Raw genomic sequence first — 26,304 nt, forward strand, 5'->3', positions numbered from 1 at the left:
GAAGGCCCGCTGCCCCGCACCGCCCTGCGACGCCGAAAGCGACGGTCCGAGCAGCCATTCACCTGTACAGAACTGCTGTTAAGGTACTCGACGTGGCCTCATCGACTCGCCTCGGCACCTCCGCGCCGACGGGGGGCCTGACGCGAATTCTGCCCCTGTGGCCGGTCATCGCATCCGAGGTCGTCGCGATCGGCGTCTTCGTGCTGTTGCGGTCGACCGGCAACACCTTCGCCGTGGCGGCAGCAGCAGCTGTCGCCGTCGGTCTCATCGGCGCCGCGCTCGCCGCACACCCTTCCACGGGGATCTCGGTCTACGGCCGGATCGGCCGGCGACTCGCATTCCTCCGGCGCACACGTCGCTACCCGGCCGATCTCGCGATCCCGTTCGACCTGCCGCAAGCCGACGGCACCACGATCGGCGCGCGCTGGGCCGACGACCGTCTGATCACCGTGGTGCGCATCGCGCGACCGGTGGCACCGACCGGACTGATCCCGTCCAGCACGATCGTCTCGAAGTCGCAGCTGTCTCTCGGCGCGGTCGCGAAAGCGCTGTCGCAGTTCGACATCGAGCTCGAGTCGGTGGACGTGATCGCCCACGGATGGCGCGCACGCGCCGCGGCGCACCTCACCGATCCCTACCTGCGCCTCATCGCACGGCTGCCCACCGTGCCCCAGCAGGATGTGTGGATCGTGCTGCGCCTCGACCCGCTCCGCTGCCCCGACGCCATCGCATCCCGTGGCGGCGGCTCGGCCGGGGTGTTGAAGACGGCGATGGCCGCCACCCGCAGGGTCGCCAACCAACTCGCCCACGAGGGGTACCGACCGACCATCCTGACCGCCCGCGGCATCACCGACATGGCCTCCGATCTCATCGACCGGGCCTCGACGAGCGATCCCGTGGAGCAGTGGACGTCGGTCGACCACGGCTCGCACTCCACCACCGCGTACAGCGTCGACGGACCGCTCGACGACGAGTTGATGACGTCGATCTGGACCACACCGAGTGGCTCCACGACCTGCGCGGTGAGGCTGCAACGCGACGGCGACCGCTACGCGATGACGACCGTCGTGCGGTACTCCACCGCCGGCGGGACATCGCTGACTGTTCCCGAGGAACTACGCCTACTCGACGGACGTCAGATGCCGGCGCTGCGGCGCACGCTCCCCGTCGGTCGCGATCACGTGCCGGGCCTGCCGACGACCTCGATGACACTCGACGAACTCGACGCGCTCCGATTCGTGGACGGCGGGCACGGCCAGTTGTTCGGCGCCGATACCGAGGGGCAGGCGGTCGCGGTGCCGCTGTTCGGCTCCGATGTTCGTCGCGTCGATCTCTTCGGTTCCGCCTTCCTCGCACAACAGATCGTGGTGCGCGCCATCGCCGTCGGCGCGCGCGTCGTCATCAGGACCGATCGGCCCGAGGTGTGGCGGGCGATGGTCGACAACGTCAACGACTCCAGCACGCTGTTCATGTTCGACTCTCCGGTCGAGCAGCGGAACACGCTCAACGTCTACACCCTGTGCATCCTCGACGCCCGAGAGGCGACCGAGGACCACATGGTGGGTACGCAGCTGCGCATCCACCGGACGGCCGCGACGCCCACCCGCATCGACGACGCCTCCGACGTCGCGATCTATCAGGTCCAGTCCGACGTCCATCGCGTGTACGTCGTGACGCGGTCGGGGACGCTCGCGGTGTCGTTGGTGGCACTGCCGGCGGAGGGTGAGTTGATCGAGCGGCCACGGCAACGGGTTCGGGTTCCCGAGCCGGTTGGCGCGGGCGCTCCGCTTCCCCCGATCTCGAACCATCCTGGGCACGCCGATCATTCGCGACCGCCGTCGGACCCTGGCCCGGGTGACGGTTGGAGACGCAATCCCGACGGACCCGGACCCGGACCCGGACCCGGACCCGGCGGCGGCTATGGCCCTGACGGCCCCGGGTTCCGCGGCCGCCTTCCTGATGGCCCCGGAGGCCCTCCTCGTCGCGAGCCTTTCCGGCCGGGTCCCGACGGTCCCCCGCCGCAACACAGACCCCCGATGCCCGACAACGGATTCCGCATGCCCGGCCCGATGCAGCCGGGCCCTCCACCGCCCGATCCGCGTCAGGTGCCCCCAGGATTCGAGCAGGGCCCCGGCAGCGGACGCCACACGCGGTCCGCCGACGACGACTGAGTCACCGTCACCAGAGGCACGGAAACGACAAAGGCGAGGAGCCCTTTCGGGGCTCCCCGCCCTTGTTGTCGAGCGAGTTGGATCAGCTGAACGACTTTGCCACCGCACGCTCCTGCTCACCCATGTCCCCGACACCGTCGGTCGAGGCGCGGATGATCTGGCTGAGCGTCTCCTGGATCTCGGTGACGTCCTTGCGCCAGTTGTCGAACGTGGTGTTGAACGCCTGGTTCGAGCTGCTGTGCCAGCTCTCGCCGAGGTTCTTCTGGAGTGTGGTCACGTCATTGAGCAGACCGTCGAACTCGGTCTTGCACTGCTGGATCGTGTGCAGGTGATCGAGAATCGCGGGGTTGTAAGTGATCTGGCCATCGCTTGCCATGAAATGTCCTTTGTTGGTCGAGGTTGGCTGGGTGACGGGAAACCGTCAGAGGTTGAGGCTGGCGCCGGCCGAGCCGATGCTGGCCTTGTTCGCCTCTTCTTTGCTGTCGAACTGCTGCGCACCCTGCTTGACCAGCTCGAGGATGTCCTGCATGTGGGTCTGCAGCTTCTTCGCGGCGGTGTTGTAGCGCTCGGTGACACCGGCGAACTGCGTCGAGGCGCTGCCCTGCCACACAGCGGGGCTGACCGCATCCTGCACAGCGCCCTGGGTCTTTCCGAGAAGGCTCTGCATGTGCTGCTGGATGTCCATCGCGCGGTTGGAGAACCCAGCCGCGTCGGTGGTGTTGATATTCGTACCGTTACCCGGTCCGCTCATTCGCGTTTCCCTCCATGGTTGTCCGACTGTCGGACTTCTGCGTTGTCACGGGAGTGGACCTCCCGCCGATCCCCGCCGGCAGCCATTCAGACTCCTCCGGGAAGTGTGTGGGCGAGCTGCCGCAAGGCGGCAGCAACGCGATGCGGGTCACCGGGCGCGATGGTGGTCCATCGCTCCCCGGTCACCGACGGCGTCGCCGACGAGACGATGCGTCCGCGGTGGGTGTCGAACACCGCCACCACCGTGCGCGCGGCGGGCACATCATCGTTGGCGATGATCTGTGTCTGTCCGTTGCAGGCCATCAGCGCCGAAGCCAGCGCGCGTGCGTCGGTGACGTCGAGGCCGCGTCGGAAGAACAGTTCTGCGTGATCGTCCTCGGTGACACATGTCGCGAGGTCTCGATCGAGCTCGTCACTGGGATGCTGTAGCTCCCGGATGTCCGCTCCCGGCGCCTCACCGATGAGCATCCCGATCTGCATCTGGACCAGCGCGACATCGTCGCCGGCCAGCACCTCACGGGTGGTGACTCGACGTCCGTTGCGTGTGACCAGGAACCGTCGCTCGCCCACACCCACGAGGCATCCGCGCAGCATCTGCGTCGCATCGATCCGGCGGATCTGCACCGACCAGTCGGGCGCGACGGCGGACTCGAGAGCGATGCGGACATCGGGGGACACATTGCCCGCGTCGTCGATCACCTCAGATTCCAGCAGTCGTTCCCGCGCGCCCGGAAGATCGGTGGCCGGGAAGTCCACGTCGTGTCCCTCGATGCGCAGAACCGACGGCAGGGTCTGGATGCCGAGGGCGGCGCAGAGGACCAGGATCTCGTCGCCCATGAATTCGTGGGGGGTGTCGACACCGATGACGGTCACGATCCCTCCCGTTCTGCCTCACCGATGACCGATGGGGCCGCAGTGGCGCTCGTAGCAGGCACGACGTCCTGTACAGAATCATAGTTCGTCGATGCCACGACCGGGGAGGAAGTGCCCTGCGAACCCGACGCCGATGCGCCGGCCGCAGGGACGAATGGTGTGGAACCCGCGGCGGTCGACGCCACGGTGGTCCGTTCGGCCGTCGCGGCTTCCTGCGCCGCGGTCACCTCCACCACGGTCTGTGCGCGTCGGGTCTGGGTGACGTATTGGTCTGACGCCCGGAGGGTGCCGGTGGGCCGGGTCATCGCTCCGAGCATGGCCGCCTGCGCGGCCATGAGAGCCGAACCGTTCGCGGCGGCGAGTTTCGCCTCGGCCTCTTCCCTCGACTGCCTGGCCAGATGCTGCTTGGCGGCGTTCGACGGCGCGTGCGGGGGAACTGTCGGCTTCGACACCGGGGTGGTCGCCTGTTCGTAGGACTCCATCACCCGCGACGCCTGCGCCTTCATGCTGACCGCCTGGTCGTCGAGGCGGGCGAGACTGCCCGAGATGAGGGCAGACGGCGGCGCGGCCACCATCTTGATGGCCGCCTCGATCTGCGCGACACCCTCGATCACCGCGGCATCGGGCATGGCGGCGACAGCCACGGTGTGGGCGATGGCCTGCCGCTCGGCGGCCTGAGCCGTGCGCGTCGCCATGTCGCCGGTGTCACGGACCCAGGCGTGGAGGGAATCGAGAGCAGCCAACACACCGGCGAGCGAATCGCCCGACCACCCCTCCACAACAGACTTGCGCAGGTGGACGATCTCCTTCTCGAGCTCAGAGAGCGAGGTGGCCACCGCCGACCACGCCAGTCCGGCCTCGAAGAGCGGCTTCGGTCCGGCGCCCGCGGACAGGTCGCGACTCAGGCGCTCGGCCTGCCGCGTCTCCCACCGCACCCCGGTGAACCCGATCATCGTCCTCGCCCTCTCTCATGTACCTGGTCGTGTTGTGGTTCAGATGCCGGACAGGTTCTCCGCCATCGCATCGTCGGTGGCACTGACCGCCGCGGTCCCGTCGCGCAGCGCGCTCGCGACATCGCGTATCGCCTTCACTCCTTTGACGATCTCCTGGTCGAAAAGTTCCGCTGTTTCCGAAAAAGATTTCGCGGCGGTGACAGAGACCTCGTCGCGGCCGGCCGGAGCCGTGTCGAGAGCACTCCTGTGTTCGCCGACAGTGCGCTCGATCTCCGTGGCGATGCCCTCGAGTCGGCTCACCGCCTTGTGGATCTGCTGCGGATCGACCGAAAGTTCTGCCATTGTCTCGCTCCTCTGTTCACGATGTGGACTGCCGACCGGTGTCGGCGGACGGTGATGTCAGGACTCGATCTCATCGGGGCTGTCCCAGACGGATTCGGCGACCGACGGCTCGACGCCGCCGAGGACCGCGGGACCTGCCGTCGGCACGTCGCCGACGACCTCCGAGGCGTGACGTGCGTCCACCGAGGTGTCACGGTCGGCAGAGTGATTGGACGTCGACGACGCCGTCGCCCCGGCCGCACCTGCCCCCATCGGCATGGCGCCGGGCGCTGCGGTGGCCGAGGTGCGGGTCACGACCTCCTCCGACTGACTACCCCCGGCACCGCGCGCGGACGCCACCGGCGTCTCGGCGGCTCGGGCGCTGAACGGGGTGGTGGGCGCGCTGCTCCCGCCGCCCGCGCCACCGAGTCCGGCGAGGCCCGGGATCGCGCCGCCGCCGGCACCTCCGACGCCGCCTGCGCTGCCCGGCGTGGTCGACGCCGGCTTGCCCACACCGTCGGTTCCGCGCAGTCTCGCCTGCTCGGCGGCGAACGACCGGCCACCTGCGCCACCGCTTCCTCCGGCACCTCCGAGGGCACCGGCGATGGACTGGATGGGAGTGGTCACCGCACCGATGGCCGAGGAGGCCATACCCGGCACGGCCGACATCATCTGTGGTGCCGCCGTGATCGGTACGGGGGTACCAGACAAGGTCATGTTGGCGGTGTGGGCGGTGAGTTCCGCTCTCGTCTCGGCGACGATCCCGAGTCCCGTGGTCAGGTGCGCCGACGCCGACGCGACCGCCGCGGCGATACCCGGTGGGGTGGTGATGAACGGGATGATCGCGCCGAGGGAGGCCGCGAAGTTCGCGATCACCCCCTCGAGCAGCGCGACACCCTTTCCGACGGTGGCGGTGGCGGTGGCGACGATCCGCGAGATGTCACCGCTCTGCGCGCCGGTGGTCGCGCTGTTCGTGGTCGTCTCGGTGCCCTTCACGACGGCCGACGCACCACCCGCTCCCGCCCAGAACGGCGCGACCGCGGACACGGCCTGCGTTCCCACGCCGACAACGCTCTCGAAAGCCTGCTGCAGGCCACTGAACAGCTGGGTGGGATCGAACGGCGCCGACGCCATGTTGCCCGAGCCGAAACCCGCCAGCAGATCGGTCAGCGGCTTGAACAGCTGCGCGAGGTCGATGGTGGGTATAGGCGGCAGCTGCGGGAGCGGTGGCGCCGGGGGCATATGCGGGAGAGTGATCCCGCGGCCGGCGAGGATGTCGCCGACGGGCATGTGAAGAAGCGGCGCCACACCACTGTGCTCGAGCATGTCGAGCACAGTGGGGCCGTGGGCCGCACCACCATCGGCTCCCGGTGCCGGCGCGTTGCCCGCGCCGGGCGTCACAGTGTCGAGCCCGCCGAGCCCAGCGCGCCCGCGGTCCCGCCGTCGGTGGACTCGTAGCCCGCCGCCGACTCGAAGGCCGAGGCGGCGGTCGAGGCGTGGACCGCGACCAGCGACGCGGTCGACACCGCGTTCGCGAACTGGGCGCCACCGAATGACGCGAGGAAATCCTGGCCGATGAGACCGAACACCGGCACCATCACCGCGACGTTCGCGGCGAGGTCCATGGCACTCGCGCTCTCGATGGCCGTGCCGATGCCGGCCACGGTCGTGCCGTAGGCGCGGATCGCGTCGGGTGCTACCGAAATGTTCGTCATCAGAGATCGACCCCCTGGGTGTCGAGGCAGCCGGACGCATGTCCAGCAGTCATGTCGTTGGAGAGAATAGCCGAGTTCGGATCGGTATTCCACGCGGTAGTTAGAGACTGTCACGATCGGTGTCGACCGCGCTCACATCTCTGATGCGCGAGCAGCCCGATCGGTTCCCGCAACCTCGAAAATTTTTCGCAGACGTCTGTGGAGAACCTGCCCGTGGCACGGGCCGATACGTCCCGGAGATGCCACGATGGACGCGTGACACGACACACCGGCCATTCCTCCCCGGATCCGTACTGGGACGAATGGGACGACGAACCCGACGACGAGCAGGCGCAGGACGAGCACGCGGCGAGCACCGACGACGACGCCGACAGCACCTCGACACCCGACGGTGAACACTCCCTCGAGACGGTCGGGCGAGCCGCCACACCGACCGGTTCGATCGAGGTGCGCACGACACTCGGCGGGCTGCCGACGGCGATCCATCTGGAACGGTCCGAGATGGACAAGCCGGCGGCGACGTTGGCCAAGACCATCCTGCTGCTGTGTCGACAGGCCGGTGTCCGGGCGGGCGCGCGTCAGCGGGCGGCACTGCTCGCCGACGGCCACACCCTCGAGGCGGTCTCGTACACCGGGCTGCCGGGCGACCGCGAGGTAGCGGCGATCGATCGCACGGTCGACGACTTCTTCGACGAGGACGAGACCGGAACCTGGATGAGGCGAGTATGAGCGACCAGAACTTTCCGCCGCGCGCCCCGTTGCCCGCGACGGCACCCATGCCCCCCACCTTCCCCATCACCTTCGACGACCTCGAGGCCAGTGCGCGCAGGGCACTCGACCGGATGCAGTCGGCCTCGGAGGCGATCGCGGGGATCCGCAATGAACACACCGACGACGACGAGCGGGTGACCGTCGTGGTGTCGGGGACCGGTGAACTCCTCGACCTACGGATCTCCGACTCGGCGATGAGCATGGATCCCGACGAGTTGGCTCGGCTGGTGGTCTCCACCGCGCAGGCCGCCGCGGGGCAGGCGTTCGGGTCGCTCGGTCATCAGATCCAGCAGCTCACCGAGACGATGGCCAACGACCCCGGCGTCCTGGCCGTTCTGCAGGATCGCGAGGCCCCGCGAGACTGACGCCTCCGACGGACGGTCAGTGCCCGGCACCGACCTCGATGAGGACGACGCCGGCCATCACCGCCACGATGCCGAGCACCATCACCCGGGTGAGCGCCTCGGCGAACAGGATGCGCCCGGCGAGCGCGGTGAGGGCGACGCCGGTCGCGGCCCAGATGCCGTAGGCGACACCGAGTCCGACACCCGCGGCGAGCGTGGCCGAGAGCGCGACGAACGAGATCGCGTACCCCACCGCGACGGCGGCGTAGAACGCTCGGCGCCCGCCCGCGGCCACACGTAGCGCGACCGTGCCCGACACCTCGGCCAGCACCGCGATCGCGAGAAACAGCCACCCCATCAGTCGCCCGTTCCCGGCGAGCGTCGTGCAGGTGAGCCGAACTCGATACACAGCACACCGCCGATCACCAGGACGATGCCGACGATCATCAGCGCGGTGAACGCCTCGCCGAAGATCACCGCCGACAGCAGCGCCGTGGCGGCGACGCCCAGCGCACCCCAGATCCCGTAGGCGACACCGAGTCCGAGCCCGGCGCGCAATACGCGGTCGAGCAGTACGAACGCGCCGAGATATCCGGCGGCGACCACCGCATAGAGGGCCGGGTGGTCGAGCGCGCCCTTGAGGGCGAGCGATCCGGCGACCTCGGCGGCGATCGCGCACCCGAGCAGCCCCCAGGTGCGCGGGGCCACCGCGTGGGTCACCGCGCCCGGCGCAGCGCCGACAGGATGGTGTCGGAGAGTTCGGGCCGACAGATCACCAGGTCGGGCAGGTACACGTCGTCGGAGTTGTAGCGCAGCGGCGACCCGTCGACACGGCTGCAGAACAACCCGGCGGCCTCGGCGACGGCAACCGGTGCGGCGGAGTCCCATTCGTACTGTCCACCGGCGTGGACGTAGGCATCGGCCTCGCCGCGGACCACGGCCATGGCCTTGGCCCCGGCCGATCCGAGCGGCGTCACGACGCCCCCGACAGCGTCGGCGACCGCATCCGAGAACGTGGGCGGTCGCGATCCGCTCACGACCACGCGGGGTGTGTCGTCGGTACGCGGATCGAGGAGTCCGGCAACGGGTTCCACCGGCAGCGAGCCGGTGTCGTAGGTGACCCCGAGCGCGGGGAGGGCGACGGCACCGGCGACGAGGCCGCTGCCGGCGAACCAGAGCGCCACGTGGACGGCCCAGTCGCGACGACCTTCGGTGCGGTACTCGCGGGTCCCGTCGAGGGGGTCGACGATCCAGACGCGGTCGGCGGCGAGCCGCCGCCGGTCGTCGGCCGACTCCTCCGACAGCACCGCGTCGTCGGGGCGCTCCGCCCGCAACCGTTCCAGCAGCAGCTCGTTGGCCTGCTGGTCGCCGGCGTCACCGAGATCGGTGCCGGTCAACCCACTCTCGGTCCGTAGGTGCACCAGCAACTCCCCGGCCGCGGTGGCCAGGTCGGCGGCGAGACGGGCATCCGAGGACGCGCCGCCGTTCACAGGCCGAGGTCCCGGATGATCGCCTCGGCGATGTCGGTCGGCGACCCATGGTCGGGGGTCACCACGAGCTCGGCGTCGGTAGGACGCTCATAGGGCGAGTCGATCCCGGTGAACTGCTTCACCTCTCCCCGGCGAGCGCGGGCGTAGAGCCCCTTGGGGTCGCGCCGCTCGCACTCGGCGAGCGGGGTGTCGACGAACACCTCGAAGAACGGCAGTCCCGCGGCGGCGTGGATCTCGCGCGCGCGCCGCCGTTCCGCGGCGAACGGACTGATCAGCGAGACGATCGCGACCGATCCGGAGTCGGCGAACAGCGACGCGACCTCGGAGGTGCGTCGGATGTTCTCCCGCCGGTCGTCGTCACCGAAGCCGAGGTCGGAGTTGAGTCCGTGCCGCAAGTTGTCACCATCCATCAGGTAGGCGGGGCGCCCGGCCGCGACGAGGCGACGCTCCACCTCCACCGCGATCGAACTCTTTCCCGATCCGGACAGTCCGGTGAGCCAGATCGTGGCACCACGATACGGGCGCTGATCGGCCGACACCTTCGACCCGTGCCACACGATGGTGCTCTGACGGTCGACGGGGCCGCTGATCATCCCCGCGGCGACGGTCGTGTTGGTCGCCTCGTCGACGAGGATGAAGCTGCCGGTGTCGCGGTTGCGGCGGTAGGCGTCGAACATCAGCGGTTGCTGTGCGTGCAGGGTGACACGCCCGATCTGGTTGACCGACAACGCCTCCGCGGCCTCGTCGCGGTGCAGCGTGTTGATGTCGAGCCGGTAGTTGAGAGTGGTGATCTCCGCACGCGCCGACGCCGTGGTCGCCGAGATGACGTACCGGTTGCCCGGCGCGAGGGTGGTGTCGTCGGAGAACCAGCACAGCATCGCGTCGACGTCGCGGCCCACCCACGGACGGTTGTTCGGTCGCGCGAACATCTCGCCCCGGGTGATGTCGATCTCGTCGCGCAACGACACCGACACCGCCATCGGCGGGAAGGCCTGCGCCACCTCGACCCCGCCGGGCGCCCAGATGCGGTCGATGGTGGTGGTGAACCCTCCGGGCAGGACCACGACCTCGTCGCCGGGCGAGAACGTGCCGCCTGCGACGGTCCCGGCGTAACTGCGGTGGTCGGATCCGTCGCCGCGCTGGGGTCGGATCACGTACTGCACGGGCAGTCGGGCGTCGATGAGGTTGCGGTCGGATGCGATGTGCACCTCCTCGAGATGGTCGAGGAGTGGCGCGCCGTGGTACCAGTCCATGTTCGCCGACGGGGTCACCACGTTGTCGCCGAGCAGCGCCGACACCGGGATGAAGGTGAGGTCGGTGACGGTGAGTTTTGATGCGAAGGAGGCGAATTCGTCGCGGATCTCGTCGAAGCGGGCCTGCGAGAAATCGACGAGGTCCATCTTGTTCACCGCCAGCACGAGGTGCGGGATGCCGAGCAGCGACGACAGGAACGCGTGGCGGCGGGTCTGTTCGAGCACCCCTTTGCGGGCGTCGATCAGCACGATCGCGAGGTCGGCGGTCGACGCCCCGGTCACCATGTTGCGTGTGTACTGCACGTGCCCCGGGGTGTCGGCGACGATGAACTTGCGCCGCGGGGTCGCGAAGTAGCGGTAGGCGACGTCGATGGTGATGCCCTGCTCGCGCTCGGCGCGCAGGCCGTCGGTGAGCAGCGCGAGGTTGGCGTAGTCGTCGCCGCGTTCGGCGCTGGTCCGCTCGATCGACTCCATCTGATCGGTGAAGATCGATTTCGAGTCGTAGAGCAGCCGTCCGATGAGCGTCGACTTCCCGTCGTCGACGCTTCCCGCGGTCGCGAGGCGCAGCAGTTCTTTTCGGCCCTCGGCCGCGATCGGCAGCGCCATCAGAAGTAGCCCTCCTTCTTGCGGTCTTCCATCCCCGATTCGGAGATGCGATCGTCGGCCCGGGTGGCGCCGCGCTCGGTGAGACGGGTCGCCGCGACCTCGTCGATCACCTCGGCGACGGTGGTCGCGGTCGACAGGACGCATCCCGTGCAGGTCGCGTCACCGACGGTCCGGAAGCGCACGGTCTCGGTACGGGTCGTCTCGTGCTCGGCGGTCTCGAGGAAACGGGTGTGGGCCAACAACATCCCGTCCCGCTCGACGACCTCGCGGTCGTGGGCGTAGTAGATCGGCGGGAGATCGATCGACTCGGCCGCGATGTACTGCCAGATGTCGAGTTCGGTCCAGTTGCTCAGCGGGAACACCCGGATGTGTTCTCCCGGAGCATGTCTGCCGTTGTAGAGGTTCCACAGCTCGGGGCGCTGTGCGCGGGGGTCCCAGGCGCCGAACCGGTCGCGGAAGCTGAAGACCCGCTCCTTCGCGCGAGCCTTCTCCTCGTCGCGGCGGGCCCCGCCGAACACCGCGTCGAAGCGGTTGTCGGTGATGCCGCGCAGCAGGGCGGCTGTCTGCAACCGGTTGCGACTCGCGCCCGGCCCGGTCTGTTCCACCACGCGGCCGGCGTCGATGTCGTCCTGCACGCTCGAGACGAGCAGCCGCACCCCGGTCTCGGCGACGATCCGGTCGCGGAACTCGATCACCTCGTCGAAGTTGTGCCCGGTGTCGACATGCATCAGGGCGAACGGCACCGGCGCGGGCCAGAAGGCCTTACGCGCCAGGTGGAACATCACCACCGAGTCCTTGCCGCCGGAGAACAGCAGACCGGGGCGCTGCGCGGTGGCCGCGACCTCCCGGATGATGTGCACCGATTCCGCCTCGAGGGCAGCGAGGTGCGACAGCTCATATCCGCCGTCGAGCATGTGGATCCTTCGGCTCAGAACTTGTGGTGTCGATTATTCGACAGTAGCGTTCGACTATGTGACAGTAAACACCGCAGCATCGGAGCGTCAACCGGTGTCGGCCCCGACGCACCGCGTGGTCACCGTTGTCGAGTTCCTCGTCTCCGACCCCACCGCGCGTCCCTCCCTCGCCGAGATCGTGCGTGCGGTCGGGATGACACGGGCCACGGCACACGCCGTGCTCACCCAGTTGTGTGCAGACGGGTGGGTGGTCCGGGGCGACGACAACCGCTTCGCCCCCGCGTCGGCGTTCCTCGGTCGGATGGCCGCATCGGCGCGGACCCGTCCAATGGTCACCATTTGCGGTCCGGCGATACGCGCCGCCGCCGACGATCTCGCGATGCCGATCCTCCTCGCCGAACGCGAGGACGCGTCGATCATCGTCACCGACATCGCCGGCGACATCGCGTGGGCGCAGGTCGGTACGCGCATACCCGTCGGGGCTCCCCTGTGTCGGGAGTTCATCGCGTGGGAACAGCCGACGGAACGCTCGGAGTGGCTGGACACCGTGCCGCCGCCGGCCCGCGAGACGGTCGCGCGGCTGCTCGACACCGTGCGCGACCGCGGCTTCACCGTCGAGAACCTGGGACGCGAGGCGACCGAGGTGATGGCGACGCTGCACTCGGTACATCGCGCCGACTCGGCCCCGGCCGTGCAACGCCGTGTCGCCGACCTGCTCATCGACCTCATGACCTCGGACTACCGCCCGGAGGAACTGTCGGCGACCGTGCCCACGATGTCGGTGGCGGTACCGATCGCGAGCATCGGCCAGGTCGGGGCCGGCGGGTCGCACCGGGTGATCGCATCGCTGGTGGCCTGTCCGGGCGCGGCAACCGACACCAACGGGGTCGACCGCATCGTCGCGCGCCTGCGCGAGGTCGTCGCCTCCACCGACGGTGCGACGGCGCCCTGAGGTCGCTTTACCAACCAAGCACTTGCTAGGTATGGTCGGTTCATGACGTCGCCACCGGAGATCCCGGCACCGCTGACCGGTGCCGAGCTGACCGCGGACTCCACCCCGGTCGCCTACGAGGTGGTCGACGGTGTCGCCTACGTGACCCTCAACCGTCCCGACTACCGCAACGCGCAGAACTCGGTGATGACCTACTCGCTCGACGCCGCGTTCGTGAAGGCGGTAGCCGACCGCGCCGTGTCCGTGATCGTGTTGCGGGCCAACGGGAAACACTTCTCCGCCGGCCACGACATCGGCACGCCGGAACGCGACTTCCACGTGGCCTACCCCAACACGGCGACCATCTGGTGGGACCACACCGATCGCACCGGGGGCGATCAACGTCTCGCACGCGAGATGGAGGTCTACGTCGGGATGTGTCGCCGGTGGCGCGACATCCCCAAGCCGGTGATCGCACAGGTGCACGGCGCCTGCATCGCAGGCGGTCTCATGCTCGCCTGGATCTGCGATTTCATCGTCGCCTCCGACGACGCCTTCTTCTCCGATCCCGTTGCCCGCATGGGCATCCCGGGGGTGGAGTACTTCGCCCACGCGTTCGTGCTCGGCCCTCGCCGGGCGAAGGAGATCCTCTTCACCGGGCGGCGCTTCACCGCGGCCGAGGCGCTCGACTGGGGCATGGTCAACCACGTGGTGCCGCGCGACGAGCTGTCGGCGAAGGTCGCCGAGATCGCCTCCTCGATCACCCAGATGCCCCCGCTGGGTCTGGCGCTGTGCAAGAAGGCCGTCAACATCTCCGAGGATCAGATGGGTCTTCGCAACTCGATGGACTCGGTGTTCGGCTGGCATCACTTCGCCCACAGCGCGAACGCCGAGGCGACCGACGGCGATGCCCTGGGCGGCATGGACGCCCGATCGATGAAGGCCAGAGGGGCGTCGTAGATGGATCTCGATGTCGAGCGCGACGTGGAGGATTTCCGGCTCGAGGTACGGGACTGGTTGCAGGCCAACGTTCCTCCGACGCCGCTGCCGTCGATGGACACCGCTGAGGGATTCGAGGCGCACCGCGCGTGGGAGGCCACCATGGCCGACGCGCGGATGTCGGTGGTGAGCTGGCCGGAGGAGTTCGGTGGTCGCGACGCGAGCCTGCTGCACTGGGTGGTGTTCGAGGAGGAGTACTACCGCTCCCGCGCCCCGGGCCGGGTGAGCCAGAACGGCATCTTCCTGCTCGCCCCGACCCTGTTCGACCACGCACATCCCGACCAGTTGGCCCGCATCATGCCGAGAATGGCCCGCGCGGAGGACATCTGGGGACAGGCGTGGAGCGAGCCCGAGGCCGGCAGCGACCTCGCGTCGCTGCGGTCGAGCGCGGTCCGCACCGACGGCGGCTGGCTGCTGCGGGGGCAGAAGACGTGGAGTTCGCGGTCGAGTTTCGCCGACCGCGGCTTCGGACTGTTCCGCACCGACCCCGATTCCAGCCGCCACAAGGGGCTGACGTACTTCATGTTCGACCTGCGCGCCGAGGGTGTCACGGTCCGGCCGATCGCCCAGCTCGACGGTGAACCGGGTTTCGCCGAACTGTTCCTCGACGACGTCTTCGTGCCCGACGACCCGGAGAACCCCGGCGAGTCGGGGGTCATCGGTGAGGCGGGCAACGGGTGGAAGATCGCGATGAGCACCGCGGCCAACGAACGCGGCCTGTCGTTGCGGTCGCCGGGCCGGTTCCTCGCGACCACCGACCGACTGCTCGAACTGTGGGGGAACCACGATCCCGCGAACCCCGACACCACGGCGCTCGGTGCGCGCGTCGCCGACGCCTGGATCGGTGCCCGCGCCTACGAACTGGCGACCTACGCCACGGTGAGCCGCCTCGCCGAGGGTGGGCAGCTCGGGATGGAGTCGTCGATCACCAAGGTGTTCTGGTCGGAGTGGGACATCGCGACCCACGAGACCGCACTCGACCTCCTCGGCGCCGACGCCGAACGCGCCGACGCGCCTGGTGGGCACGACTGGATGGGCGGTCACCTGTTCTCGCTGTCGGGCCCGATCTACGCCGGCACCAACGAGATCCAGCGCAACGTGATCGCCGAACGCCTGCTGGGCCTCCCGAGAGGCGACCGATGAGATTCCTGCTCGACACCGAGCACCTCGACCTCGCGGGCAGCATCGACGCGATGCTCGCCCGCGCCGACATGCCCGCGGTGGTGCGCGCGTGGAACGACGGCGATCACGCGCCCGGCCGGGCGGTGTGGCGCAGGCTCGCCGACACCGGCGTCACCGCGCTACTGGTGTCTGAGGAGTCGGGCGGGGTCGGTGCGGGCGCGGTCGAGATGGTCGTCGCGGCCGAGCAACTCGGTCGCCACTGCGTCCCCGGCCCGGTGGCCGAGACTGTCGCCGCCGTCCCGGTGGTGCTGTCCGACGCCGGGCGCGACGATCTGGCCGAATCCCTGCTCGCGGGGGGACTCGCGACGATCGCGGTACCGCACGACGTGCCCTACGCCGCCGACGCGGTCACCTCCGACCTGGTTCTGCTCCTGCAGGATTCGACACTGCACCTCGCCGAGCCCGAGGTCACCCACCCCTCGGTCGACCGGTCGCGCAGCATCTCCACCGTCGTCGCCCGGGAATCGGTGGCGACCGACGTCGACGCGCGCCGGGCCCTCGAGTTCGGCGCGCTGGCCACCGCAGCGCAGCTGGTGGGTCTCGCGTCGGCCATGCTCGCGACCGCGAGCGATCACGCGCGCAACCGCACCCAGTTCGGCCGCCCGATCGGATCGTTCCAGGCGGTGAAACACCACCTGGCCGACGTCGCGATCGCCGTGGAGATGGCGCGTCCTCTCGTGCACGGGGCCGCACTCGCGATCGACGCCGGTGCCGCGACGACGGGCCGCGACGTCTCGGCCGCGAAGGTCGCCTGCGGCCGCGCCGCCGACCTCGCCGCCCGCACCGCCCTGCAGACCCTGGGCGCGATCGGCTACACCGCCGAACACAACCTGTCGCTGTACCTGACCAAGACCCGTGCGCTGCAGTCCGCGTGGGGAACCGCGGCGCGACATCGTCGCACGGTGTTGTCGGCGATCACCGCATGAGCGACACCGTGTTCGCCGCACCCGGCATCGACACCGCCGAGCAGGCCGCGCTGCGCGACTCGGTGCGCACGGTGCTGGCCCGCCAGGGCGGCTCGGCGGCGCTGCGCACGGCGATGGCCGCGAGCCCCCGGGTCGATCACGCGCTGTGGACGACGTTGGCCCAGCAGGTGGGGGTCGCCGCCCTCGCCGTCCCCGAACGGTTCGGCGGGGTCGGGGCCACCCTGGTGGAGAGCCACATCGTGCTCGAGGAACTCGCGCGGTCGCTGCACCCCGTGCCGATGCTCGGCTCGGTGCTCGCGACGCAGGCCCTGCTGCTCACGCGCGACGACGACGCCTGCGAGCGGCTGCTCCCACCGATCGCCGAGGGCACGTCGGTCGCCGCGGTGTGCTGGGCCGACGAATCGGGATGGGACACACCCGGGGTCGTCGACGGTGTCGTCGCCGAAGGGGGGTTGCTGACCGGGACAGCCCATTACGTGCTCGACGGCGAGTACGCCGACGTGCTGCTGGTCATCGCCCGCTCGGGGACCCACACGACATTGCACGAGGTCTCCCCCGACGCCGAGGGCGTCTCGCGGGTCGCGCTGCCCGTCCTCGACCCGACGCGACCGCTCGCCCGGGTCGCCTTCGACGACACGCCGTCGCAGACGATCGCCGCCCCGGGCGACCTCGTCGAACGGTTGCGGGCCGTCGCGGCGGTCGCCGTGAGCGCCGAGCAGGTGGGCGTCGCTGCCGAACTGCTCGACCGCACTGTCGCCCACACCGGCTCGCGGACCCAGTTCGGCCGCCCCATCGGCTCGTTCCAGGCCCTCAAGCACCGGATGGCCGACATGTTCGTCTCGGTAGAGTCGGCGCGATCGATCTCCTACGCCGCCGCGTACGCGCTGGCGGCCGACAGCCATACCGACCCCGCCATCGCCGCGGCCCGGATCCACTGCTCCCGGGCGGCGGTTGCGGTCGCCGGCGAGGCGGTCCAGATGCACGGTGGCATCGGCATCACCTGGGAGCACGACGTACACCTGTACTTCAAACGAGCCCACGCGGGTGTTCAGCTGTTCGGACGACCCCGCACGGTGACCGACGGCCTCGCCGAGTCCCTCGGTCTCTAGAAAAGAATTCAGCCGATCGACCGACTTGCGGCGACATCGGTCCGCCACCGTTCCTGTCGTATTACCATCGCGATGATGAACGACCGCTCGAGTTCGCGCGGTGGCAACGCGGCGAACTACGTGGACCCGAACGCCGTCAGCGCTGCGCTGACCACCACGCTCGAGCTCGCCGCGCGCGCGGTCGGCTATCCGATCGCACTCCTGCACATCCTCGACGACGAGAACCAGTACGTGCTCGCCTCACACGGCATCCGCGGGGCCGACGGCGTGGTGACACGGCGCCAGGCCACCACGTGTCGCGAGGTCGTCGACACCGGTCAACCTCTCGTCATCACCGACGCCACGGAATCGACCATCGACGATTCGTTGCTCGACCCGCTCCGCAGAGCCGGTCTGCGCACCTACGTCGGTGTACCGCTGTTCAGCCGCGAACACACCGCGATCGGGACGTTGTGCCTCACCGACACCGAACCCCACGAACTCGACGCCGACGGCCTCACGCTGCTGCAGAAATACGCCCGCGTCCTCGAGGAGCAACTCGAACTGCAGCGCGACCGGGAGGTGACCGCCGGGGTCTACCCGCTCGACGAGATCATCACCGGCCTGCAGCGCGGCGAGATCCGCCCCTACTTCCAGGCCATCGTCGACCCGCGGACCCGCCGCACCCACGGGTACGAGGCGCTGTGTCGCTGGGTGCACCCCACCGATGGTCTCCTGCCGCCGAGTCGGTTCCTGCCCGCGGTCCGCGACACCGACATCATGCTCGACATCGACCTGTCGGTGATGCGCACCGCCATGACGGTGATGGCCGGCTCGGCCGACACCGTGTTGCACGTCAACATCGACGGCGCGCACCTGATCCGGCCGGCGCGGCTGCAACTGCTGCGCGACGCGGTCTCCGAGGGCGCGTTGCCCGCCGAACGCCTCTGCCTGGAGCTCGTCGAGTCGGCCACCCTCGACGACGACCCGGCGATCGAGGCGATCTCCGCCCTGCGCGCCCTGGGCACCCACATCGTGATCGACGACGTGGGACGCGGATGGTCGTCCCTGAGCCGCATGATCACCTGGCCCATCGACGGTTTCAAGATCGACGCGTCCCTCACCGCCGGGCTGGGGACCGATGTCGTCGACCACCTGCTCAGCGGGCTCATCACCCATGCCGAGGCCAACGATCTCAGCGTGATCGCCGAGGGTATCGAGACCCCTGAGCAGGTGACATCGCTGGTGGCGTTGCACTGCCCGCTGGCGCAGGGGTACCACTTCCAGATCCCGCAGCCCTATCCGATCGCGCTGCGCACGGCCGAGCAGACCGAGAGCATCTAGCGCCGAGCCACCAGACCGTCGAAGGCCTCGTCGACCGCGGTGTCGGTGAGACCGAAGTCCGCCAGCGAGTAACGGTGCGCCGGTTTGCGATCGCCGCTCTTGCTCTCGGCGTCCATCGCGACCATCGCCGCGCGCGCCTCGTCACCGAGCGGGGTGCCCAGGGCGGCGTAGATGGTCTCGACCGCACCGATGGGGTCGTCGCGCAGATCGGCGAAGTCGATGTCGACGAACGACGACGGGTCGTGGCGGGCACGGGACTCGGTGAAGCGCTGCAGTCCGCGCGACCACAGTTCGAGCTGCGTCGCGCCGATGGTCTCGCCGACGAAGGTGGTCGACCACCCGTCGGTGGCGCTCGCGGCCAAAGAACACATCGACCCGATGATGGTGCGCGGCGGGCGGTGCGTCTGCACCACGAGCGCGTCGGGATACACGGCGAGGAGTTCATCGAGGGCGAACAGGTGGCTCGGATTCTTGAGCACCCACCGTTTCTCGGGTTCGTTCGAGCCGATGAGGGCCAGGTTTCGGCGATGCCGTTCGTAGGCCTGTGTCCAGTCGCGCCCGTCGAGCCAGCGCGAGTAGGTCGGGAGATGGGCCAGCGACTCGTACGAGATCGACATCATGGTCTGTCGTAACAGCTGCCAGCACTCCTCGACGTCGTCGGCGCTCATGTAGTGCAGGCCCATGAACTCCGGGTTCTCGACGTGATGCTGCTCGAGGCCGGAATTGATCTGTTGGAACACCGGATTCGTCGCCCACGTGTCGCGGGGTGGGCGCGGCTGCGGGAACTCCGCCAGCCACATCTCGAGCCCCTGGTGACCGGGGTCGGCGGTCAGCAGGCGGTGCAGCGCGGTGGTGCCCGTGCGCGGCAACCCGGTGACGAAGATCGGTCGGGTGATCGGAACCGTGGACAGTCCGGGGTTGGCGGTGAACGAGGCCTGGCTGATCAGCCGCGCCACCAGTGCACCGCGGAGGAAGAACCGGGACATCTTGCTGCCCAGCTCGGTCAACCCGGCGTCGCGCTGATAGCTCTCCAGCAGGACGGCCAGGCCTTCGCGGTAGTCGTCCCCGCCGGGCTCGTCGCTGCCGAAATCCTCGAGGCCGCAGGCCTTGATCGCCGAGGCGTGCAGGTCCTCGACGGTTCCCACTCCGGTACGTCCGGTCATCGGTTCACCCTTTCCCGCTACGAGTGGTGTCGGAATCAACTGTGGAACTGGCCGCAGTTGACGTCCACGGTCTGTCCGGTGATCGCGCTGGCCCAGTCGGAGGCGAGGAACACCACGGCGCGGGCGATCTCGTCGGGTTCGGGCAGGCGTCTCAGATCCGTCTTCGACGCCGTCTCGCGGTAGACGTCGTCGGGGCTGATCTCGTACTTCTTCGCCACCTCGCCGAAGTACCACTTCAGCTGGTCGTCCCAGATGTATCCCGGGGCGACCGAGTTCACCCGGATGCCCTTGTCGCCCAGTTCGGTGGCGAGGGTCTGCGACATCGCCAGCAACGCGGCCTTGGCGAGCTTGTAACTGCCGTAGCGGGGTTCGCTGTGGCGCAGCACCATCGAGTTGATCATCACCACCGCGCCGGATGTCGCGGCCAGGGCGTCGGTGAACGCCTTCGTCATACGCAACCCGCCGAGGACCGTGAGGTCGAGGCCGGCGGTGATCGCGTCGAAGTCGGTGCGGGCCAGCGGTTTCATCGACGGGAGGGCGAAGGCGTTGTTCACCAGTGCGTCGACACGACCGAACCGCTCCACCGACGCCTCGACGAGGGCATCGACCGCGTCGTCGGAGGTGATGTCGGTGGGCACGACATGTGCCACCCCGCCGGCGGCGGTGATCTCGTCGGCCACCGCTCGCAGGCGCTCGGCGGTGCGCGCGGCCAGCACCACCGACGCCCCGGCCGCGGCGGCCTGCAGGCAGATCGACCGACCCAACCCGGGCCCTACACCGCCGACCACGACGACCTTGTCGTGCAGGAGTCCGGTCATCTCGCCCTCACCCCAGCATCCGGCTCGCGACGCCACGTTGACGGGCGGCGATCCGTTCCCGCCAACCGTCGGCGTCGATCACGTTGTGGGCGTGGAACGGGAGGTGCTGTGCCACATCCTCGAAGGCGATCACCTGCGCGGTGGGGCCTGAGGTCGACGGGATCGGCGCGGAGACACGCTGCCACCGGATCTGGAGGATGCCGTGGCTGCGTCCGGTGGTCTCGATCCAGTTGGCGACACCGGGATCGCGACGGGAGACCACCATGCGGATCATGCCGTCGGGGTCGGTCTGCGCCTGGGCGGTGTTGAGGCTGGTCTGGTGGTTGATGTAGTCGAGCGAGATGTACCACATGCTGCCCAGCTGGAAACCCTGGTACGGCGCATCGGATCTGGGGACGGTGATGATCATGGCCTCGTCGTCGGCGAGGTCGTAGTGACCGACCGAGGAGAACTGGGTCGACAGTCCGCCGGGGGTCAGGCGTGGTTCGGTGAGGGTGTTCACCGGCAGGTCGAGATAGAACCACTTCGGGAAGTTGAACCAGGTGTTGATCCGGGAGAGCAGCATCTTGCCGGCCACCCGGTACCGCTTGGTGAGCACCGTCATGTCGGGTTCGTCGGCCGGGGTCCCGACGGTGTCGACACGTTCGATCGCGATGGTCCCCTTCTGCTCGGCCTGCCAGTCGCCGAACACCTCTCGTACCGCGAGCGTCGTCGCGCCCTCGGCGAGGGTGAAGCGATTCGGTCGCGACTCATCGGGACCGTAGGGCCCGAACCACAGCTCGAACGTGCCGTCGGCGGCGACGTCGAGGCGTCGGTCATCGAACGCATCGTCGCCGCCGGGGACGCGGTCGGGGTCGTAGTTGCCGGTGATCACCTGGAAGCTGAGGTCGGTGGTGGTACCGCGCGTCCCGGTGACCCGGTACTCGGCACCGGCCACGAGATCGGCGCCGTAGTAGAGGGTGTCGGGATTGTCGAGCCCCATCTTCGTGTACGGGCCGGTCGAGGTGACGAAGAAGGGGTGGGTCAGCGCCCGCGTCCACGCCAGCGCCATCACCGCGTGGATGCTCTGCCCGAGGTAGCTGTACCCCTCGGCGAGATCGATGTCGGTGCGGATGAACTCCGCTCCCCGGATCAGCTCCTCGGCCTCGGCTATCGCCGCGGTCAGCGGCGCGGTGATGTCGGTGACCGGCAGCAACGCCGGAGCCGGGATGTCGCTGCTCACAGCCATGTGTCGCCTCCGGTCCAGGTGAGGAAGTTCTCGAGCTCGGCCTGCGCCGGCGTCACCCGCGGGTGCTCGGTCGACAGATAGCCGCCGCGGTAGAACAGCAACGGCTTGTCCTGCAACATCTCCCCGAGCACCGTCACCCGTCCGATCACGATGAAGTGGTCGCCGCCGTCGTCGACGCGTTCGACGTCGCACTGCGCCCAGGTGATGCTGTGACGGATCACCGGGAGGCCTTCGGGAGACGGGTCCCAGTCGATGTTCGCGAACTTGTCGGTGCCGGGCGCACCGAACGTGGCGCTCACGTCCTGCTGGTGGTTGGACAGGATGTTCACGCAGAACCGGCCCGCGGTCTCGATGACCTTCCAACTACGCGAGGTCTTCTGGGGACAGAACAGCACGAGTGGCGGATCGAGCGACAGGGCCGCGAACGACTGGCAGGCGAACCCGGCCGGTGCACCCTCGGCGTCGAGGGTGGTGATCACGGTGACCCCGGTGCAGAACTGCCCCATCGCGGTGCGGAACTGCCGCGGGTCGAAATCGGTGGTGCCTCGCGAGGCGTGACTCATGTCAGTTCGCGAACCCGATGGAGAAGTCGTGGCCCCAGAGGCTGACCGCGGTGCTCTCCCGCGCGACCCATTCGTGGTCGTCCACCGTCCGCCCCTCGCAACCGAATTCGATGTCGAAGCCGCCGGGGGTCTTCATGTAGAAGGAGTACATGAGGTCGTTGACGTGGCGGCCCAACGTCGCCGACATCGGGACCTTCTTGCGCAGGGCACGGTCGTGGGCGAGGCCGACGTCGTCGGTGCTGCCCACCTCCACCATGAGGTGCACGATCCCGGTGGTGTTCGGGATGGGCAGGAACGCAAGACTGTGGTGGCGGGGGTTGCACCCGAAGAACCGCAACCACGGGGCGGGATCGCCCTCGTTGCGCCCCACCACCTGCGGGGGCAGACGCATCGAGTCACGGAGCCGGAAGCCGAGGACGTCGCGGTAGAACTCGAGCGAGGCTTCGTCGTCGTCGGTGGTGAGCACCACGTGACCGAGACCCTGCTCGCCGGTGACGAAGGTGTGACCGTACGGACTCACCACACGCCGGTGCTGCAGCGCCACGCCGTGGAACGCCTCGAGCACGTTGCCGGTGGGGTCGGAGAACACGATCATCTCCACCACCTGGCGGTCGAGCAGCTCCTCGTCCTTGGCCTCGCGGTAGACGATGCCCGCCGCCGAGAGGCGGTCGCGGACCTCCTGCAGCCCTGCGGCATTCTTACACTCCCACCCGGACGACGCGAGGTGGTCACGGTCGCCCGGGACGATCACGAGTCGCGCCGGGAAGTCGTCCATGCGCAGGTACAGCGCACCGTCGATGGTGCCCTTGCCCTCCACCATGCCGAGCACCTTGAGGCCGTACTCACGCCAGGCCGCCATGTCGGTGGCCTCGATGCGCATGTACCCCAGGGAGCGGATCGGTCCGGTGTCGGTGGTTGCCGAGACCATGCGGTCAGACCATCGTGTCGCCGATGGGGATGCCGTACTCCCCGTTGGCGAAGGCCTGGTAGGCACGCTCGGCGTCGTTCGCGGCGTGTACGCGACCGGCGTGCGCGTCGCGCCAGAAACGTTGCAGCGGTTGGTCACTGTCGAGCGCGCGGGCACCGGCGGCCTCGAAGAGCCGGTCGATCGCCGAGATGGACCGCGACGATGCGCGCACCTGGTCGCGACGGGCACGCAGGCGGAGCTCCATCGGGACCTCCTTGCCGGCGAGGATGAGGTCGTACTCGTCCTGCACATTGCCCGACAGCTGACGCCACGCGGCGTCGATGTCGCTGGCGGCCTCCGCGATTCGGACCTTGCCGAACGGGTCGTCCTTCGCCTTCTCGCCGGCGTAGGCCGCACGGACACGCTTGCCCTGGGCCTCGACGTGCGCGGCGTAGGCGCCGTAGCCCATGCCCACGACCGGGGTCGAGATGACGGTCGGATGGATGGTGCCCCAGGGCATCTTGTAAACCGGGGCGGTGTTGGTCTCGAGCCCGGGTGCGGTGCCGGTGGCCATCGCCTTGAAGCTCAGCATGCGGTGCGAGGGTACGAACGCGTCCTTCACGACGAGGGTGTTCGAGCCGGTGCCCTTGAGCCCGGCGACGTGCCAGACGTCGCGGATCTCGTAGTCGCTGCGGGGCAGCAGGTAGCTCACGAAGTCGACGGGCTTGCCGTTCTTGAACACGGGCCCGCCGACGAATGTCCATGCGGCGTGGTCACATCCCGACGACCAATGCCACTCACCGTTCACCTTGTAGCCACCGTCGACGACCTCGCCCATGCCCATCGGGGCGTACGACGAACCGATGCGGGTGGTCGGGTCGTCACCCCACACCTCCTCCTGCGCCTGTTGCGGGAAGAGGGCGAGGTGCCAGTTGTGGATACCGAGGATCGACGAGACCCACCCGGTGGATCCACACGCGCTCGCGAGCCGACGGACCGCCTCGTAGTAGGTGACGGGGTCGACCTCGTAGCCGCCCCACTGGGCGGGTTGGACGAGCTTGAAGAAGCCCACCTCGTCGAGGCTGTCGATGGTCTCCACGGGGATGCGACGCTGGTCCTCGCATTCCTGGGCACGCTTCTCGATCTCGGGCAGCAGGGAATCGATCTTGTTCAGCACCTCGGTGCCGATCTCACTCCGCTGTGTCATGCGCGCAACTCCCAACTCATGGTGAACAATCTCGGAATCAAGACTAGAACACGTTCTCATTTATGTCGAGGCCTGCGCGTTTGCGCCGGTACAGTGGCGTCCCGAGGGGCATTTCTGTAACGTGTTCTACTGATGATGCCGCGGGTACACGCCGCGTGTGGCCGTACGCGAGGAGCGTTGAGATGACTGATCTGCAGACCGATGTCGCCGTCCGCGAGATCGACACCGGCACCCCACCCACCCGCTTCGCCCGCGGATGGCACTGCCTGGGCCTGGCCTCGGAGTTCACCGACGGCACGCCGCACTCCATCGAGGCGTTCGGCACCAAGCTCGTGGTCTGGTCGGCCGCGTCCGATGACGGCGGCGACCCGGAGATCAAGATCCTCGACGCCTACTGCCGACACATGGGCGGCGACCTGAGCAAGGGCAGCGTGAAGGACGGCAACATCGCGTGCCCGTTCCACGACTGGCGCTGGAAGGGCAACGGTCGCTGTGCGGGCGTCCCCTACGCCAAGCGCACACCCAAGCTCGCCAAGACCCGGTCGTGGCCCACGATGGTCCGCAACGGACAGCTGTTCGTCTACAACGACCCCGAGGGCAACCCGCCGCCCGCCGACGTCGTGATCCCCGAGATCGAGGAGTACGCCACCGACGAATGGACCGACTGGACGTGGAACCGCATCGTCATCGAGGGCTCCAACTGCCGCGAGATCATCGACAACGTCGTCGACATGGCGCACTTCTTCTACATCCACTACGCACTGCCCGACTACTTCAAGAACGTCTTCGAGGGTGAGACCGCCGCGCAGTACATGAACTCGCGTGGCCGGCCCGACATCGAGCTCACCTCGGCATACGGCGACAGCTACCTCAAATCGATTGCGGCGTACTACGGTCCGGCCTACATGCTGAACCCGATGCACCAGACCTACGGCGGCTACGCGATCGAGACGATCCTCACCAACTGCCACTACCCCATCGACAACAACTCGTTCGTGTTGATGTTCGGCGTGATGGCGAAGAAGCCGGAGGGGCTGTCGGAGAAGCAGGCCCAGGGCATGGCGCGCAAGATCTCCGAGGGAGTGGAGGTCGGCTTCCTGCAGGACGTCGAGATCTGGAAGCACAAGAGCCGCATCGACAATCCGCTCCTCGTCGAAGAGGACGGGCCGGTGTACCAACTGCGTCGGTGGTACGAGCAGTTCTACGTCGACGTCGCCGACGTCACCGACGAGATGACCGCGCGCTACGAGTACGAGATCGACACCACCAAGGCGTTGGAGAACTGGGGCGTGGAGGTCGAGGACAACCTGCGCCGCAAGGCCGCGGGTGAGGACACCGAGGCGTCGGTGCGCGCCGAACAGTCGAAGCTCGCCGCCACCAACGACGCCGCGAAGGTGTGACGCGGTGACGCGCGCCGTCGACCGACCGGCCGGTTCGGCAGGTACCTGGGCCAAGGCCCCCGACTTCACCGACAACCCGCAGCGGCGCGCCGAGATCGCCTCGGCCACCGACCGCGACCGGGCCCACTACCTACGTGACGGGTTGCGCGAGATCGAATGCCGCGCCTGTCACGCCCGGGTGATGGTGAAGAAGATCAGCGAGTTCCAGACGAGCGTCCAGTGGTCGGGTGAGGCCCGCGCGCAGTGCTCCGAGCTGACCCGCGTCCGCGAGAACGGCGGCAACCCGGCGATGACCCCGACGTGTTCGCGACTCTCGGCCAGCATCGACCACGGAGTCATCGAGGGGATCATCCCGCCGCACCAGTGAGGCGCCGATGACTTCTCGCG

The 26,304-nt window shown here is 68.7% G+C and carries 29 protein-coding genes; 11 read left to right on the forward strand and 18 right to left on the reverse strand.

Annotated elements, in window-relative coordinates:
* Positions 1-92 precede the first annotated feature (92 nt).
* A complete protein-coding gene (gene eccE / locus ACLBW1_RS09945) occupies positions 93-2,171 on the forward strand; it encodes a type VII secretion protein EccE (protein WP_447811666.1) in 2,079 nt (692 codons plus the stop codon).
* Between the two features lie 82 nt (positions 2,172-2,253).
* Here eccE and ACLBW1_RS09950 read toward each other — a convergent pair whose 3' ends face one another.
* The 7 genes from ACLBW1_RS09950 to ACLBW1_RS09980 form a co-directional block, all read right to left on the reverse strand.
* A complete protein-coding gene (locus ACLBW1_RS09950; RefSeq protein ID WP_447811667.1) occupies positions 2,254-2,547 on the reverse strand; it encodes a WXG100 family type VII secretion target in 294 nt (97 codons plus the stop codon).
* Between the two features lie 45 nt (positions 2,548-2,592).
* Complete coding sequence (locus tag ACLBW1_RS09955) at positions 2,593-2,922, reverse strand: WXG100 family type VII secretion target (RefSeq protein WP_447811668.1); 330 nt, start codon at positions 2,920-2,922, stop codon at positions 2,593-2,595.
* Between the two features lie 86 nt (positions 2,923-3,008).
* The gene (locus ACLBW1_RS09960) at positions 3,009-3,794 is read right to left on the reverse strand and encodes an ESX secretion-associated protein EspG (protein WP_447811669.1); all 786 of its coding nucleotides are present in this window, start codon (positions 3,792-3,794) and stop codon (positions 3,009-3,011) included.
* Positions 3,791-4,747 carry a PPE domain-containing protein gene (locus ACLBW1_RS09965; protein WP_447811670.1) on the reverse strand — a complete coding sequence of 319 codons (957 nt, stop codon included), beginning with the start codon at positions 4,745-4,747 and terminating at the stop codon, positions 3,791-3,793. Before ACLBW1_RS09965 ends, ACLBW1_RS09960 begins: the two co-directional genes overlap by 4 nt.
* Before the next feature lie 39 nt (positions 4,748-4,786).
* Positions 4,787-5,089: a WXG100 family type VII secretion target gene (locus ACLBW1_RS09970; RefSeq protein ID WP_447811671.1), complete on the reverse strand. Its 303-nt coding sequence runs from the start codon at positions 5,087-5,089 to the stop codon at positions 4,787-4,789.
* Between the two features lie 57 nt (positions 5,090-5,146).
* Positions 5,147-6,394 carry a hypothetical protein gene (locus ACLBW1_RS09975; protein WP_447811672.1) on the reverse strand — a complete coding sequence of 416 codons (1,248 nt, stop codon included), beginning with the start codon at positions 6,392-6,394 and terminating at the stop codon, positions 5,147-5,149.
* Between the two features lie 71 nt (positions 6,395-6,465).
* Positions 6,466-6,783: a type VII secretion target gene (locus tag ACLBW1_RS09980; protein ID WP_447811673.1), complete on the reverse strand. Its 318-nt coding sequence runs from the start codon at positions 6,781-6,783 to the stop codon at positions 6,466-6,468.
* Between the two features lie 255 nt (positions 6,784-7,038).
* Here ACLBW1_RS09980 and ACLBW1_RS09985 point away from each other — a divergent pair, with 255 nt between their 5' ends.
* Together ACLBW1_RS09985 and ACLBW1_RS09990 are read left to right on the forward strand one after the other, a co-directional pair.
* Positions 7,039-7,512 (forward strand): hypothetical protein, encoded by a 474-nt coding sequence (locus ACLBW1_RS09985; RefSeq protein ID WP_447811674.1) that lies wholly within the window; start codon positions 7,039-7,041, stop codon positions 7,510-7,512.
* Entirely contained in the window at positions 7,509-7,919 is a 411-nt protein-coding gene (locus tag ACLBW1_RS09990; protein WP_447811675.1) for a YbaB/EbfC family nucleoid-associated protein, read from the forward strand. The genes ACLBW1_RS09985 and ACLBW1_RS09990 overlap by 4 nt, the downstream gene beginning before the upstream one ends.
* A gap of 16 nt (positions 7,920-7,935) precedes the next feature.
* On the opposite strand, the gene ACLBW1_RS09995 is transcribed toward ACLBW1_RS09990, so the two are convergent.
* From ACLBW1_RS09995 to cysD, 5 genes are read right to left on the reverse strand one after another with little or no spacing between them, the layout of a single operon-like run.
* Positions 7,936-8,256, reverse strand: a complete 321-nt coding sequence (locus tag ACLBW1_RS09995) for a DMT family transporter (protein ID WP_447811676.1) — start codon at positions 8,254-8,256, stop codon at positions 7,936-7,938.
* A complete protein-coding gene (locus tag ACLBW1_RS10000; protein ID WP_447811677.1) occupies positions 8,256-8,618 on the reverse strand; it encodes a DMT family transporter in 363 nt (120 codons plus the stop codon). Before ACLBW1_RS10000 ends, ACLBW1_RS09995 begins: the two co-directional genes overlap by 1 nt.
* Entirely contained in the window at positions 8,615-9,388 is a 774-nt protein-coding gene (locus tag ACLBW1_RS10005; protein WP_447811678.1) for a 3'(2'),5'-bisphosphate nucleotidase CysQ, read from the reverse strand. Before ACLBW1_RS10005 ends, ACLBW1_RS10000 begins: the two co-directional genes overlap by 4 nt.
* Complete coding sequence (gene cysC / locus ACLBW1_RS10010) at positions 9,385-11,247, reverse strand: adenylyl-sulfate kinase (protein ID WP_447811679.1); 1,863 nt, start codon at positions 11,245-11,247, stop codon at positions 9,385-9,387. The genes ACLBW1_RS10005 and cysC overlap by 4 nt, the downstream gene beginning before the upstream one ends.
* Complete coding sequence (cysD, locus tag ACLBW1_RS10015; protein WP_447811680.1) at positions 11,247-12,161, reverse strand: sulfate adenylyltransferase subunit CysD; 915 nt, start codon at positions 12,159-12,161, stop codon at positions 11,247-11,249. Before cysD ends, cysC begins: the two co-directional genes overlap by 1 nt.
* 58 nt (positions 12,162-12,219) lie before the next feature.
* Here cysD and ACLBW1_RS10020 point away from each other — a divergent pair, with 58 nt between their 5' ends.
* The 6 genes from ACLBW1_RS10020 to ACLBW1_RS10045 all read left to right on the forward strand — a co-directional run bounded on the left by ACLBW1_RS10020 (position 12,220) and on the right by ACLBW1_RS10045 (position 18,631).
* Positions 12,220-13,113, forward strand: coding sequence for a helix-turn-helix domain-containing protein (locus ACLBW1_RS10020; protein WP_447811681.1), 894 nt, complete (start codon positions 12,220-12,222; stop codon positions 13,111-13,113).
* A gap of 42 nt (positions 13,114-13,155) precedes the next feature.
* Positions 13,156-14,052, forward strand: coding sequence for an enoyl-CoA hydratase (locus ACLBW1_RS10025; RefSeq protein ID WP_447811682.1), 897 nt, complete (start codon positions 13,156-13,158; stop codon positions 14,050-14,052).
* Entirely contained in the window at positions 14,053-15,234 is a 1,182-nt protein-coding gene (locus ACLBW1_RS10030) for an acyl-CoA dehydrogenase family protein (RefSeq protein WP_447811683.1), read from the forward strand.
* The gene (locus tag ACLBW1_RS10035) at positions 15,231-16,199 is read left to right on the forward strand and encodes an acyl-CoA dehydrogenase family protein (protein ID WP_447811684.1); all 969 of its coding nucleotides are present in this window, start codon (positions 15,231-15,233) and stop codon (positions 16,197-16,199) included. The genes ACLBW1_RS10030 and ACLBW1_RS10035 overlap by 4 nt, the downstream gene beginning before the upstream one ends.
* Complete coding sequence (locus ACLBW1_RS10040) at positions 16,196-17,308, forward strand: acyl-CoA dehydrogenase family protein (RefSeq protein ID WP_447811685.1); 1,113 nt, start codon at positions 16,196-16,198, stop codon at positions 17,306-17,308. Before ACLBW1_RS10035 ends, ACLBW1_RS10040 begins: the two co-directional genes overlap by 4 nt.
* Before the next feature lie 75 nt (positions 17,309-17,383).
* Positions 17,384-18,631 carry a sensor domain-containing phosphodiesterase gene (locus ACLBW1_RS10045; RefSeq protein WP_447811686.1) on the forward strand — a complete coding sequence of 416 codons (1,248 nt, stop codon included), beginning with the start codon at positions 17,384-17,386 and terminating at the stop codon, positions 18,629-18,631.
* Here ACLBW1_RS10045 and ACLBW1_RS10050 read toward each other — a convergent pair.
* From ACLBW1_RS10050 to hsaA, 6 genes are read right to left on the reverse strand one after another with little or no spacing between them, the layout of a single operon-like run.
* Positions 18,628-19,794, reverse strand: a complete 1,167-nt coding sequence (locus tag ACLBW1_RS10050; RefSeq protein WP_447811687.1) for a sulfotransferase family protein — start codon at positions 19,792-19,794, stop codon at positions 18,628-18,630. The genes ACLBW1_RS10045 and ACLBW1_RS10050 overlap by 4 nt on opposite strands.
* A gap of 35 nt (positions 19,795-19,829) precedes the next feature.
* On the reverse strand, positions 19,830-20,612 hold the full coding sequence (locus ACLBW1_RS10055) for an SDR family oxidoreductase (RefSeq protein WP_447811688.1): 783 nt from the start codon (positions 20,610-20,612) through the stop codon (positions 19,830-19,832).
* A gap of 7 nt (positions 20,613-20,619) precedes the next feature.
* Positions 20,620-21,840, reverse strand: coding sequence for a hypothetical protein (locus tag ACLBW1_RS10060; protein WP_447811689.1), 1,221 nt, complete (start codon positions 21,838-21,840; stop codon positions 20,620-20,622).
* Complete coding sequence (hsaB, locus tag ACLBW1_RS10065) at positions 21,831-22,403, reverse strand: 3-hydroxy-9,10-secoandrosta-1,3,5(10)-triene-9,17-dione monooxygenase reductase subunit (RefSeq protein WP_447811690.1); 573 nt, start codon at positions 22,401-22,403, stop codon at positions 21,831-21,833. The genes ACLBW1_RS10060 and hsaB overlap by 10 nt, the downstream gene beginning before the upstream one ends.
* A gap of 1 nt (position 22,404) precedes the next feature.
* Positions 22,405-23,331 carry an iron-dependent extradiol dioxygenase HsaC gene (gene hsaC / locus ACLBW1_RS10070; protein WP_447811691.1) on the reverse strand — a complete coding sequence of 309 codons (927 nt, stop codon included), beginning with the start codon at positions 23,329-23,331 and terminating at the stop codon, positions 22,405-22,407.
* A gap of 4 nt (positions 23,332-23,335) precedes the next feature.
* A complete protein-coding gene (gene hsaA / locus ACLBW1_RS10075) occupies positions 23,336-24,517 on the reverse strand; it encodes a 3-hydroxy-9,10-secoandrosta-1,3,5(10)-triene-9,17-dione monooxygenase oxygenase subunit (RefSeq protein ID WP_447811692.1) in 1,182 nt (393 codons plus the stop codon).
* A gap of 182 nt (positions 24,518-24,699) precedes the next feature.
* Between hsaA and ACLBW1_RS10080 the strand changes: the two genes are divergently transcribed.
* Together ACLBW1_RS10080 and ACLBW1_RS10085 are read left to right on the forward strand one after the other, a co-directional pair.
* Complete coding sequence (locus tag ACLBW1_RS10080; RefSeq protein ID WP_447811693.1) at positions 24,700-25,917, forward strand: Rieske 2Fe-2S domain-containing protein; 1,218 nt, start codon at positions 24,700-24,702, stop codon at positions 25,915-25,917.
* Between the two features lie 4 nt (positions 25,918-25,921).
* Entirely contained in the window at positions 25,922-26,284 is a 363-nt protein-coding gene (locus ACLBW1_RS10085; protein ID WP_447811694.1) for a hypothetical protein, read from the forward strand.
* Positions 26,285-26,304: the final 20 nt, after the last annotated feature.

It is taken from the genome of Williamsia sp. M5A3_1d, from assembly GCF_053345315.1.

Excerpts from the sequence above, each read along its gene's own strand:
- ACLBW1_RS09975 (WP_447811672.1), bottom strand. The coding sequence starts at position 6,394 with ATGCTCGAGCACAGTGGTGTGGCGCCGCTTCTTCACATGCCCGTCGGC.
- ACLBW1_RS10040 (WP_447811685.1), top strand. The coding sequence starts at position 16,196 with ATGAGCGACACCGTGTTCGCCGCACCCGGCATCGACACCGCCGAGCAG.
- ACLBW1_RS09970 (WP_447811671.1), bottom strand. The coding sequence starts at position 5,089 with ATGGCAGAACTTTCGGTCGATCCGCAGCAGATCCACAAGGCGGTGAGC.
- hsaC (WP_447811691.1), bottom strand. The coding sequence starts at position 23,331 with ATGGTCTCGGCAACCACCGACACCGGACCGATCCGCTCCCTGGGGTAC.
- ACLBW1_RS10025 (WP_447811682.1), top strand. The coding sequence starts at position 13,156 with ATGACGTCGCCACCGGAGATCCCGGCACCGCTGACCGGTGCCGAGCTG.
- cysD (WP_447811680.1), bottom strand. The coding sequence starts at position 12,161 with ATGCTCGACGGCGGATATGAGCTGTCGCACCTCGCTGCCCTCGAGGCG.
- ACLBW1_RS10030 (WP_447811683.1), top strand. The coding sequence starts at position 14,053 with ATGGATCTCGATGTCGAGCGCGACGTGGAGGATTTCCGGCTCGAGGTA.
- hsaA (WP_447811692.1), bottom strand. The coding sequence starts at position 24,517 with ATGACACAGCGGAGTGAGATCGGCACCGAGGTGCTGAACAAGATCGAT.
- ACLBW1_RS09950 (WP_447811667.1), bottom strand. The coding sequence starts at position 2,547 with ATGGCAAGCGATGGCCAGATCACTTACAACCCCGCGATTCTCGATCAC.
- ACLBW1_RS10080 (WP_447811693.1), top strand. The coding sequence starts at position 24,700 with ATGACTGATCTGCAGACCGATGTCGCCGTCCGCGAGATCGACACCGGC.
- ACLBW1_RS10045 (WP_447811686.1), top strand. The coding sequence starts at position 17,384 with ATGAACGACCGCTCGAGTTCGCGCGGTGGCAACGCGGCGAACTACGTG.
- cysC (WP_447811679.1), bottom strand. The coding sequence starts at position 11,247 with ATGGCGCTGCCGATCGCGGCCGAGGGCCGAAAAGAACTGCTGCGCCTC.
- ACLBW1_RS09990 (WP_447811675.1), top strand. The coding sequence starts at position 7,509 with ATGAGCGACCAGAACTTTCCGCCGCGCGCCCCGTTGCCCGCGACGGCA.
- ACLBW1_RS09965 (WP_447811670.1), bottom strand. The coding sequence starts at position 4,747 with ATGATCGGGTTCACCGGGGTGCGGTGGGAGACGCGGCAGGCCGAGCGC.
- ACLBW1_RS10035 (WP_447811684.1), top strand. The coding sequence starts at position 15,231 with ATGAGATTCCTGCTCGACACCGAGCACCTCGACCTCGCGGGCAGCATC.
- ACLBW1_RS09955 (WP_447811668.1), bottom strand. The coding sequence starts at position 2,922 with ATGAGCGGACCGGGTAACGGTACGAATATCAACACCACCGACGCGGCT.
- ACLBW1_RS09980 (WP_447811673.1), bottom strand. The coding sequence starts at position 6,783 with ATGACGAACATTTCGGTAGCACCCGACGCGATCCGCGCCTACGGCACG.
- ACLBW1_RS09995 (WP_447811676.1), bottom strand. The coding sequence starts at position 8,256 with ATGGGGTGGCTGTTTCTCGCGATCGCGGTGCTGGCCGAGGTGTCGGGC.
- hsaB (WP_447811690.1), bottom strand. The coding sequence starts at position 22,403 with ATGAGTCACGCCTCGCGAGGCACCACCGATTTCGACCCGCGGCAGTTC.
- ACLBW1_RS10050 (WP_447811687.1), bottom strand. The coding sequence starts at position 19,794 with ATGACCGGACGTACCGGAGTGGGAACCGTCGAGGACCTGCACGCCTCG.
- ACLBW1_RS10055 (WP_447811688.1), bottom strand. The coding sequence starts at position 20,612 with ATGACCGGACTCCTGCACGACAAGGTCGTCGTGGTCGGCGGTGTAGGG.
- ACLBW1_RS10060 (WP_447811689.1), bottom strand. The coding sequence starts at position 21,840 with ATGGCTGTGAGCAGCGACATCCCGGCTCCGGCGTTGCTGCCGGTCACC.